Raw genomic sequence first — 10,777 nt, forward strand, 5'->3', positions numbered from 1 at the left:
ATATAAAATGTTTAAAGTTCAACCATATTAAAAATTGCTTTCTTTTGTTCGGAAAGCGGACAACAAAACTAATACTAAAAATATTAGCATTTTGTTTATATTTGAAAATATTTTTGGAGACTGGGCTAAATGGCTGATAGCTTGTTTTATAATCCTTTCCTGCGCATCAAGGACGATACCCTGAAAAAATTACTGGGTACAGGCAAGCGTTATGTGGTAATCCAGCGGTTTCAATGGCCTGGTCAGCCTCCCCAAAAGACCTTTCTTTTGTCAGCCTATGCTAATGAACCGGAAGCGCGCTTTCATGAACAGCAATTGCGACCTAACGAAGGTAAATTGCAAGACCTGCTGGATCTGAACCAGTATCAGGCGATCAGCAAGCTTTTGAAAAACGAATCGGGCCTGACGGTCTTCTACAATGGCACGATAGATGCTAAGCATGAGAAAAGGTTGCAGAAGGCCTTTGTGAAGAACGTTTCTGCTTATATTCACTATATCAGGATGAAAAAAGAAGATCATTATGATGTACGTATATTTGCAGAGTACGGCCGGTTGAAAGCTGAGATCACATCGGGTGAAAATAGCCATACCGCATTATTTTACGATATGATCAAATAGTATGTGCAGGGATATCAGTTTCCATTCAGAAATACAGATTGTTACTCAGGATTTCAAAGGGATTCAGTTGGCCCCCAATCCCGCGCACTATCCAACGGACATGGTTCATGTGACCTGCGAGATATTGCCAACCTACCCCATCGTGGTTAACCGGAAAGCGCTGGCCCTGGCTAATATGGGCTGGGGGGTGATCAACACGTGGATCGATGATCCTCGCGAACGCCAGTCGCAGCGTTCCAATATGGTTAATGCACGCTCGGAAAGAATTGTCGGCGACAAAAAATCGTATTGGTACCGCATAAGGCAGAATCGCTGTTTAATCCCGACGACAGGTATCTACGAGCACCGCGAAGTGGCTGGCTTCAGAAATAAAATCCCCTATCATATCAGCCTGGAAGGCCGCAAACAATTTTACGTACCCGCCCTATACCAGGTCAGTCAGGAGGTAGATCAATATACCGGCGATCTGTACAATATCGCCACCTTCACCATGATCACGCGGGGCGCGAATGAAAAAATGAGATGGATACACAATTCCGGCGATAATAAGCACCGGATGCCATTGTTTCTTACCCCGGAAATGGAACAGGCGTGGGTATTGGATGACCTTGGCGATGATGACATGGAGGAGTTTTTTCATTTCGAAATGCCATCTGACGCTATAGCGCATCATCCGGTTTATTCCATTCGCAGCCGTAAACCAAAGCCGGAAGGTATTGTGCCGAACGCCTACTACGATTGGGGTAAAAAGTTACCTGTCTACGGTCAGGAGAAAGAGAGTGACGATGGCGTACAATCTTCTCTGTTTTAGTTGATAATTCATTAAGCAGGGTCGAAGGATGAGCAACACAAGTTGGAGACGCTTTGATTTTAGACGGGCGTCATTAAATGTGACGATCATGGGTTTACAGCAAACAATCGATGTGCTACATGCTCAGACGGAGGAAATCCATTGGTATGATGGTGATTGGTTCCTTGAGGAAAGTGAGCCTATTTATGGTTTGGCATTTATCGCCTTTCAAAATTATATTAACGGCAGTATTAAAGATTTTGACGGCGACACCACTAAAAAAACGGGTTATTATAAAAAAGGGAAGCCGCTAACCGGCTTTAGTAAAACTGATATCGAGTTGATCATAGCCCTGGCAAATTATGCTAAACATAAAGATGAAGGGCATCCGCATAAAGGTACCGCTGAGGTCTTAAATGAATTAGGCTTAAATTTCACGGACGTTATTTACCTTGATCAATCTGCAATGTTTCAGGGCCTGGAACTACTTGATAGCAAGTGGGAACTATCGGCTATCCTGGAAAGTGTGATTGCCTGGCGGGAAAGCTTATGGACTTAAATTACTATTTCAGTAAATTAGCCTAATCATGGCATTCAAAAATTTTCCTCAGGTCGATCAGGCGTCCATTAATAGTGAACGCTCTGAAAACGTGCTGGAAAGATTATTTAGCCAGGCCAACGGTTTTATATCCCGAAAGGAAAACCCGGATAAAGGTTGCGATTATGATGTCGAACTGATCGTTGATGATACCAATGCTTATAACTGGCGTTTTGGTATACAGCTTAAAAGTGTGGAAAAAATTGCTGTCGTCGACGAAGGCCTCTTTATTTCTTATGCCTTTAAAACCTCCCGTTTAAATTATTTGCTTAATCGACCTGTAGGCGATGGCTTAATTGTCATCTTTGATGATGCTGCAGATATTGCTTATTATGATTTTGCGCAAGCGGTATACAAACGGCTAACTGTGGAACGCGGTTCAGAAGCATGGCATGAAAACGAAAAAGTAAATATCCATATGCCGGTTACTAACGTTCTGAATGCAGTTAGCGTTAAAACCGTCCATCAATGGTTCGCGAAAAACTTTACAACAGCTTCGTTTATCTTAAGATCACAAGGTCCCCGCTATGATTTTCCGGTGATCGCGAGCCAGGATGACGAATTTGATGTGCACAATCCTGAAAAGGTAAAGGATCTTTTGCTTAAATACGGATTTGGCTTGATGCGGGCGCATGACGTACCCCTGCTCTATGACATGATCAGGGTCGTACCCCATGCTACTTTGGAACGCCATCCTGAATTGCTGATCATGGCGGCGATCGTAAATGGTGAAGTCGGAGCGCGGTACGAATCTCAGCACCTCATTCAAAAATTAAAACGCAGATCGCTTATTACCGATGAGCATGCCCACCTGCTTCGGTTCACCGAGTTGAAAAACAGGTTCGGCCTTGGCGAAATTGATATTAAAGAATTTGTAACTGAACTGAAAGAAGAGCGGCAAAAAGTGCAATCTCCGCAAAATCAGATCGTGCTTGACTTGAATATTATCCTGCACGAGTTGCTCATGCCGAAATTTTATCATCAGCTGCCCGCCGGTATTTATGAGCGCATCAGGTCTGCCTATCAGCGTATCCAAACTTTGGACGTTGATCCGCAGGGGAAACAGATGCTGGAGGTTTGGAATACAGAGAACCTGGCTTCCTTCATCGCATATTATCGCCTTAAACAACTCAATCAATTGGCGATACAACGCAGCATGGGTGTAAAAAACCGGTCTGCTGAACTCGTAAAGGAATCGACCATGCTGGCCAATTTACAGCAGGAACTTTTCAGTGAACTTGAGCGGCTGTTTAAGGTCGGTCAGGACACCGGTGATAAATTACTGCAAGCCTATACAATCCTGGTAAGGTCCAGTTATGTGTTAACCCAGGAGATCGATGTCATTTCCCAGATGCCTGTACTGAATGACATCAAATTTCATAACAAGGAAATGTTCCTCAATACTGTGACGTTGAGCCTTCAGGCAGCGGATTTATTCAGAGATCTTAACTTTTTCGAACCGGCCTACCGAAGTTTATATTACGGTATTGAATTATTAACTGTTTCCAGGGAGGTCCATCATTACAAAGATGATTTTGATCTTGAGTTTTTAATGAAAGTCAAGTCTGACATGGAACAGCATTGGGAGCTGTATTCTTATGAGTTAGTCGTGCCGGGGTTCATTAAAAAGTTGGCTACCGAAAATAAGCAGCATGAGGAGCGGCCTATGAGTATTACTAAAGACTTAGATGATGAGCAGCTCCTTAACATGGCTAAGGGATTTTGTCAGGCTATGAACTTACCGCATCCATGTGTGCGCTACGTATTAGACGAGCTGAAAGGGTACCGGACGTTTTATCGCGCAAATACCGATGGTTATGAGATCAAACGGGCCCCGCTGCATCCGCTTTATGAAGCAGAATACCATCAACCGGTAAAGTTTATCATTCGGAATAATGCTACAGGCATTGTTTCGCTCCCTGTTCAAAATGTAGAGACGCAGCTAAAGTCATGGGGATTATAGCATCATTGTAAAACAATACCTCCTGCTGCAAGGATTAATTATCTTTGTATTATGAGCATTCAGGAAGAAAATATGCAGGCCTACGAACAATTACTACCTATTTTCCTTGCAGAGGCTGAAGAGCTTTTTGGTCCCAAAAACGATTATATATTCATTGGCATCGGCTATCATAATCATCCGCCGAGAATGTACATGTTTGATAAAGACCCTTTTTCGGGAGAAGAGTATTATAAAGTCGACCTGTATGGTGTTGGGGCAATAAATGATAGGAAAGACGGCATTTTTCAATTGTCTCATGAAGTTGTACACCTGCTGTCACCTGTTCCTCAGGACACCGATGAAAATGACGTCAATCGTGTAAATTATTTGGAAGAAGGCATGGCTACGTATTTCGCCAAACGTGTTACAGAGCGAGAAACAGCGGATTATGATTTTTGTAACAATGCCATGCTGAAAGATGAAAAGTACTTTACGGCTTATATGCGCTATCAGTCACTTAAAGAAATTGATACAGAAGCCGTAAAAAAATTGAGGACCATACAACCTATCATTCCATTGATTCAAGCAGAAGACTTTGTTGCTGCCGGATTGGATGTGCCTCAAAATCTCATCAATGCGCTGCTCGAAAAATTTCCGGAATGATTAATCATTGTTAACAGGTTAGGAATTTGTCAAACATCGTCATGGGGACGTCGCCTTCTTTATCATCCTTACGCTAATTGGATCACTGCGTATTACTGTTGAGTATTTCCTTTTTTAGGTTGTCGAAAAAAGGCCAGGTGATCTTTGCTACCGGATTCACTCTTGGCCACATGATATAACGATCAAAAAAATCAGTTCCGTCCAGTAACTGTTTAAATCGATGATAAGTATATATTTTATACTGACCATTCAGCATATATATAGTGGGCGTGTTGATAATAAAGATCCCTTCAAGTTTGTACTTTGAAATATCTAAATTTGGCGTTTTAAACTGGATACGTAGATGCTCCTCGAATAGGGAAAGATTCTCATTCAGAAAATTGAGCTTTTCCTCCATCTTTGCATTGTAACCATCATTAGTGAATTTGCTGATATCCTGATACCAGCCATGCATTTCATACCGTTTGGTCAGGTTCTTGCAATCAGCAATATAGATCGTGTCTTTCAGGATAAATATAAAATCGATCTCTCCGGGTTTCAGGTTAATGGAAACGTGTTGATGATCCTTTTTGAATAGCACCTTTATATTGCGGTCATATAATATTCCCTTAGTTTTTAATGCCGCTTCAACCGGGTCTTCCAGAATATCTTTGTGTTTTGCTTTAAAATCTTTGACCAATTGAGCCATAAATGCTAATTGGTTCCAGTTATCCGGATATTTACCCATGGTCAGGTTATTCTGAAAAAGCGTGTTCATCGCTTCCTCAAATGAATACGGGTAAACCAAGACACAATCTTCCTGGTCTATTGTTAGCGTCAATAATGGCCGGTGAATAATCCTTTTGCCTAAATACGGTTTTTCAACTGCGTTACGGATGCTCGCAACGTTATTTTTATTCAATAGCAAACCTTTAATAAAAGGCTCGATCGTTTCCTTCGCGCCCTTTTCAGAAAGGAAGGTCAAAAGTTCCTTTAAGGTAACAAAACGGGGCGGTGTCATATTATGTAGCTTTTCATTCAAAGCCCCCATATACCCACGCACGTCGGCCAGATCCAGACCAACCTCTTCCTTGAATTTTTGATTGAAGATACTTTCCAAGCCCTCTTCGATTAGCGACTCTCTTCCGTCTTCTCCAAATCCGGCCATGATCGCATAGATAAATCCCTCCCAGGCAGTCGTGTTCCGAAAGGTCAGCAATCCATTTTCCAAAGCCAATTCTATTGAACCTTCTGTAATCTTTTGCTCCGATATCGCATCAGCCGTCATGAATAGAAAGTCTCCCAGGTAGATCATTTTTTCCAGTACCGGTATGTGTATATCCGTCCAAGCGTCATCGGGGGCCGGGCCAGATACCGTGGCAATCATGCAGGATTCCTGAAGAATGAGTTTCAGTATGCGCCGGTAAAGATTAAAATAATTACGATCTACTGGAAACTCCGCTGTATTCTGTGTCAAGTAGGAAATCTCTGCACTATCTTCATGGAGCAGGTAAACGAACACGTAGAAATTAACGTCGGTAATTTCCCTGATTGCTATTTCCAGCTCTTCGGCGTAAAAGTTAAAGCAGTCAAGTAATGCTGGCAATGATTGATCTAAAGAAACTTTATCGCCATATCTGGTTTTGATCAGGGCCGTACATCGCCTGCGATAGGCCGGTTCATGCGCTTTATTGGGCATGACCAGCATAAATCGCTCATCGCTTAATCTTAAGTATTTTAAGGGCATACACTAAGCTACAAGTAAATACATTAAGAATATAACTCAATGTAGATAGCAGACATATCCTTTATGTTTGATCGCCAACATTTTGTAGGTTTAGATAGTGTTTTGCCAATATACCTTGACATCGCTGACCCTTACGAATGCCATGAGCACCTTTTATAATTACTTTACCGAGCAAGTTAAAAGAAACGGGTTAACCATTTTTTGTGGTGCCGGAATCTCCCTTGACTCGGGCTTCCCGCTGGCTAATCAATTGGTCGAAAAGTTATTTTTTGAAGTGGGTATAACCCCTGAAGAAAACTCGACTTTTCTAAAGGCAAAATTACCTTTTGAAAGTATTGCGGCGGTGTTCGCCGAACTATCGGGTTCGCTTGAATTTTTATCAATTTATAAAAAAGGCATTCCGAACTTTAATCATTACTTGATCGCTGAACTTGCCAGTCAGGGCTATATTAAAACAATTGTTACTACCAATTTCGATACGCTGATCGAACAGGCTTTTGAAAAGTGTGGATTAAACGACAAAGATGTGCAAGTGTATGCTGATGAGCAGCAGTTCCATAAAATTAATTGGAGTAACGGTAAAATCACCCTTGTCAAAATTCACGGCACGATCAATCAAAAGCGGAAAATGGCCGTGACTCTAAAAAAGGTTGCGAATGCACAATTATCCAATGGCCGCAAAGCGGTGATCGATCATTTGACGAGTTTAAAGCAACCTGTCTTGTTTTTAGGCTATAGCTTTTCAGATAAATTCGACATATCCGTGCATTTGCGTCTTGCTGAAAAAAAGATGGCTGATGTTTACACCGTTTGGCATAATACAAAACGTGCTGCGCCAAGGGTGATGAATATACATCTTAGGACGTCTTACCCATTTGCCGGATTTAATAGGGCCATGCAGATCAGCGTTGACACAGGCATATTCATGCGTGAAATCGCAGACCGCTTACTTTCTGACAGAATATTATCGCCTGCAATTACGCGGTTTCATTGGGAAAAACCCGTGGAAAGTTGGTTCGAAAATCAGCGATCAAAGCACCCGGAAATGTGTGATGCGGTAGCTGCGCGTTTGTTGTACTTAACAGGTTGTTTCCCATTATCAGAGGAGCGTTCTCAAGCCGCGTTAAAAAAATCGGTAAGTATATCAAAGCGTTTCGATCAATTGCGTAATTTGGGTATTGTCTGGAAAGAATTGGGAGACTATGACCGAGCCCTGGAATATCTGACGCAGGCACACGACCTTTCCAAAACCTTGTCCGACAAAAAGATGCGCGCCAGTGTGCTGAACAACATTTCTTACACATACGGATCAAAGAAAGCATACGATCAGGCAGAAACTTATGTAAAACAGGCCCTGAAGCTGGCCGGAAAGATCAGGAATAAGGAATTACTGGCGATCGCTTACAACAACCAAGGTATTTTGTTAGGAGCAACGACACGATACAAAGCCGCATTAACCAGTTTCAAAAGATCACTGCAACTAATTGATAGGGTCGGTCTCATTCAGTGGAAACCACGGACCATAAATAATCAGGGCATCGCAACCCGGCTGTTGGGTGACCCGGCTAAAGCCCTTACCATGCACCAGGATGCACTTACCCTGGCCGAATCGTTGGGATTTAACGACGAAATATTACTGGCCCGTGAAAATATGGGACGCGCTTATCTGGCATTAAGCGATTTTAGGAACGCAATCAACGAAACAAAAAAGGCCTGCCGTATTGCTAAAAAAAGCAGCAAACAAGACAGCTACCGGAAATGTCTACGGCTTATGTCCGAAATTCACGCAAGACAGGGAAACCATACCAAGTCAAGATATTACCGGCGTAGAGCAGCATTTCGTAAAGCTTAATTCACAAGATGTGAAAAATTTATTATCCTATTTGAGGAAGTTGTATATGTCCGCAAATTTCATTCAGTAAACTGCCTGGCGCAATATCTATGGCCAAGGCAATTTTCCATAATTCTTCTGCTGTTAATTTGGTGGAAGTATTATTCGTTAACTGTGTTAAACGAGCTTTACTTATCCCAGTCCGTCTGGCAATTTCCGCTTTGTTAACAGACTTTTTGGTTAAGTACAAGCCTAATTCTGTCATTAATTCTAATTTTCTTTACAGTTATTTAGAATTAATGTACGGGTGTTTAGATTTTGTAAATAATAATTTTAAATTTGGATAGATTTTGAATACAATTGTTTAGAAAATCGATACTATCAAATTATTTTGGGACTGTTTAGAAGTCGTTTTTCGGTAAAATCATAAATGTTTGTTAGCTACTGCCGGCAGAAAGTCTTTTGGCGAAAGCCCGAAATGATCAGCGAGTTTATCTATATGCGTGAGATTGTATTTTGCTCTGCTTTTATTGCTCTCAATGTTATTAATAAAAGATCGGCTTACACCAATAATGGTAGCGATATCATCTTGAGTAAGATTTTTTTCATTACGCAAATCCGTCACGTATTTAATTACGTGCTGTTCAATTGCTGATATTTTAAGTTCTGAAGACATCAGCAATAAAAGAATACAAAATAATTGCACATTATGACATGCATGTGTGTCATAAATAATTAACTTAGTATAATTGTAGAACGATAATTACATTATTTTTGCAGTCTTAAAAAGAACGTTTTAGGACTGCTAAGAGCCTCGCACCCGAATCTGGTAAATTTGATCGCGACGGTAAGTGTAGTTCCGTCCCCTATATCAATAGGGCCGGAGCTCGCTTATGTCATATGATCACCTCGAAAGAGGCGGCTTACCAGAGCCAGGGTATATGACAGGGCGGCTTCGGCCATATTAGCTCTCTCCCGAAGCCGAGGCTCGCATTATAATAAATGTTGGCAGATGGCTGGTCATAAAAACCTTTCGGACGATGAATTACTGAAGCTGCTCAAAGCCTCAGACCATGCCGCCTTTAATGAAATTTATCATCGCTATTTCCGACTCCTGTACATTCATGCCTACAAAAAAATTGATGATGAAGACTTAGCTAAAGACGTTGTACAGGATATTTTTACTTCATTATGGTCGAAGCGAGAATTGGACCTTCAAATTAATAACCTTCCAGCTTATTTTATTGGCGCGGTACGAAACAAAATATTTGACCTTTACGCACATCAAAAGGTGAAACAAGATCATTTAGCGAGTTTACAAGCATTCCTGGAAGCTAAGCCCGTAATCTCTACTGATCATCATATTCGCGAAGTACAATTGCAAGCCTATATCGATCAGCAGATTAGGCAATTACCTTCGAAAATGCGCGTCATTTTCGAAATGAATAGAAAAGAAGATTTATCTTACAAGGAAATCGCAGAACGCCTCGAAACATCTGAGAATAATGTCTCCAAACAAGTTAATAACGCCTTGCGTATTCTTCGCACCAAAATGGGGTTACTGTTTTTTATGTTGTTTTAACCTCGCCGGTAACAATATATAAAAATCTTCCTTTTTTTCTTCCGATTTCCTTATGCCACCCTACGAAGTGTTTTAAAGGGTTAAGCCGCTATGGATAAAGAGGAATTAAAAACATTATTTACTAAATATAATGATGGTACCGCTACGGAAAATGAACGGGCTGTGCTTGAAGCTTGGTATCTCCAGCATAACGAGTCGGTTAAACCTGGTCTCTCATCGCATCACATCGAAGCGGCAAAGAATGAACTATTCCGCCGGCTGCCAGGTAATCACGGCGAATTTTTTAAGATCGGTGCAAGGATGGCTGCAGCCGCGGTGATCATTGGGATACTCATTTCGGTAACGCTACTTTACGTCGTTAGCCGACAGCCTGCCAATACAGTCCAAATCGCTCGTGACCTGCCACCAGGCTCAAACAAAGCAACCCTGACACTGGCTTCCGGAAAACAAATCAATCTTACCGATGCCCATAACGGCTTGCTACTAAAACAAGCTGGTATTCAGGTCACCAAAAATGGCTCGGGACGGATCTCCTTTAGATTCCCTAATACTTCAGGAAAAGATCATTCACAAAATACAGTATCAACCCCGAAAGGCGGTCAATGGGAGGTTCGGTTAGGCGATGGTTCACAAGTCTGGCTGAATGCAGCCTCCTCGATCACCTTTCCGACCTCCTTCGCCAATTCAGAAAACAGGATCGTTACGCTAACCGGCGAGGCATATTTCGAGGTTGCCAAAGACAAAGCACATCCTTTTATTGTAATCTCCGGTCAGCAAAGGGTGGAAGTATTGGGAACACACTTTAATATTAATAGTTATGAGGACGAGCCAAACATTGTAACTACTCTTCTTGAAGGTAGCGTCAAAGTCAGCCAATTGGGAAAAAAGAATACCCATATATTATTTATGCGAATCAAGAGTCGAAATATGTTGATAACTTCAGGAGATAAATCGTTGATTGTGAGCGATTTAGCGACGAATATATTTGGTTAAAGCCTTGAAAATCAGTATCTTAAAGAAGATTACC

At 41.6% G+C, this 10,777-nt stretch carries 11 protein-coding genes; 8 read left to right on the forward strand and 3 right to left on the reverse strand.

Features of this window, described 5'->3' with window-relative positions; translation table 11 throughout:
• The first annotated feature begins 129 nt into the window (after positions 1 to 129).
• The 5 genes from GSY63_RS01860 to GSY63_RS01880 are packed head-to-tail and all read left to right on the forward strand — an operon-like array spanning position 130 to position 4,611.
• Positions 130 to 618 carry a hypothetical protein gene (locus GSY63_RS01860; RefSeq protein ID WP_166584121.1) on the forward strand — a complete coding sequence of 163 codons (489 nt, stop codon included), beginning with the start codon at positions 130 to 132 and terminating at the stop codon, positions 616 to 618.
• 1 nt (position 619) lies between these two features.
• The gene (locus GSY63_RS01865; RefSeq protein WP_166584122.1) at positions 620 to 1,429 is read left to right on the forward strand and encodes an SOS response-associated peptidase; all 810 of its coding nucleotides are present in this window, start codon (positions 620 to 622) and stop codon (positions 1,427 to 1,429) included.
• A 28-nt stretch (positions 1,430 to 1,457) separates the two neighbouring features.
• Positions 1,458 to 1,967 (forward strand): hypothetical protein, encoded by a 510-nt coding sequence (locus tag GSY63_RS01870; protein WP_166584123.1) that lies wholly within the window; start codon positions 1,458 to 1,460, stop codon positions 1,965 to 1,967.
• A 28-nt stretch (positions 1,968 to 1,995) separates the two neighbouring features.
• On the forward strand, positions 1,996 to 3,969 hold the full coding sequence (locus GSY63_RS01875; protein ID WP_166584124.1) for a DUF4365 domain-containing protein: 1,974 nt from the start codon (positions 1,996 to 1,998) through the stop codon (positions 3,967 to 3,969).
• 51 nt (positions 3,970 to 4,020) lie between these two features.
• Positions 4,021 to 4,611: a hypothetical protein gene (locus tag GSY63_RS01880; RefSeq protein WP_166584125.1), complete on the forward strand. Its 591-nt coding sequence runs from the start codon at positions 4,021 to 4,023 to the stop codon at positions 4,609 to 4,611.
• Between the two features lie 82 nt (positions 4,612 to 4,693).
• On the opposite strand, the gene GSY63_RS01885 is transcribed toward GSY63_RS01880, so the two are convergent.
• Entirely contained in the window at positions 4,694 to 6,337 is a 1,644-nt protein-coding gene (locus tag GSY63_RS01885; RefSeq protein ID WP_166584126.1) for a hypothetical protein, read from the reverse strand.
• Between the two features lie 142 nt (positions 6,338 to 6,479).
• On the opposite strand from GSY63_RS01885, the gene GSY63_RS01890 reads away from it, so the two are divergent.
• Positions 6,480 to 8,189: a tetratricopeptide repeat protein gene (locus tag GSY63_RS01890; RefSeq protein WP_166584127.1), complete on the forward strand. Its 1,710-nt coding sequence runs from the start codon at positions 6,480 to 6,482 to the stop codon at positions 8,187 to 8,189.
• Positions 8,190 to 8,211: 22 nt separating this feature from the next.
• Here GSY63_RS01890 and GSY63_RS01895 read toward each other — a convergent pair whose 3' ends face one another.
• Entirely contained in the window at positions 8,212 to 8,433 is a 222-nt protein-coding gene (locus GSY63_RS01895; RefSeq protein ID WP_166584128.1) for a helix-turn-helix domain-containing protein, read from the reverse strand.
• A 159-nt stretch (positions 8,434 to 8,592) separates the two neighbouring features.
• Positions 8,593 to 8,844 (reverse strand): helix-turn-helix domain-containing protein, encoded by a 252-nt coding sequence (locus GSY63_RS01900; RefSeq protein WP_166584129.1) that lies wholly within the window; start codon positions 8,842 to 8,844, stop codon positions 8,593 to 8,595.
• A gap of 336 nt (positions 8,845 to 9,180) precedes the next feature.
• On the opposite strand from GSY63_RS01900, the gene GSY63_RS01905 reads away from it, so the two are divergent.
• Together GSY63_RS01905 and GSY63_RS01910 are read left to right on the forward strand one after the other, a co-directional pair.
• A complete protein-coding gene (locus tag GSY63_RS01905; protein WP_166584130.1) occupies positions 9,181 to 9,750 on the forward strand; it encodes an RNA polymerase sigma-70 factor in 570 nt (189 codons plus the stop codon).
• A 90-nt stretch (positions 9,751 to 9,840) separates the two neighbouring features.
• Positions 9,841 to 10,743: a FecR family protein gene (locus GSY63_RS01910; protein ID WP_166584131.1), complete on the forward strand. Its 903-nt coding sequence runs from the start codon at positions 9,841 to 9,843 to the stop codon at positions 10,741 to 10,743.
• Positions 10,744 to 10,777 lie beyond the last annotated feature (34 nt).

Origin of the sequence: Mucilaginibacter agri (assembly GCF_009928685.1) — a bacterium.
GTDB classification, from domain to species: domain Bacteria; phylum Bacteroidota; class Bacteroidia; order Sphingobacteriales; family Sphingobacteriaceae; genus Mucilaginibacter; species Mucilaginibacter agri.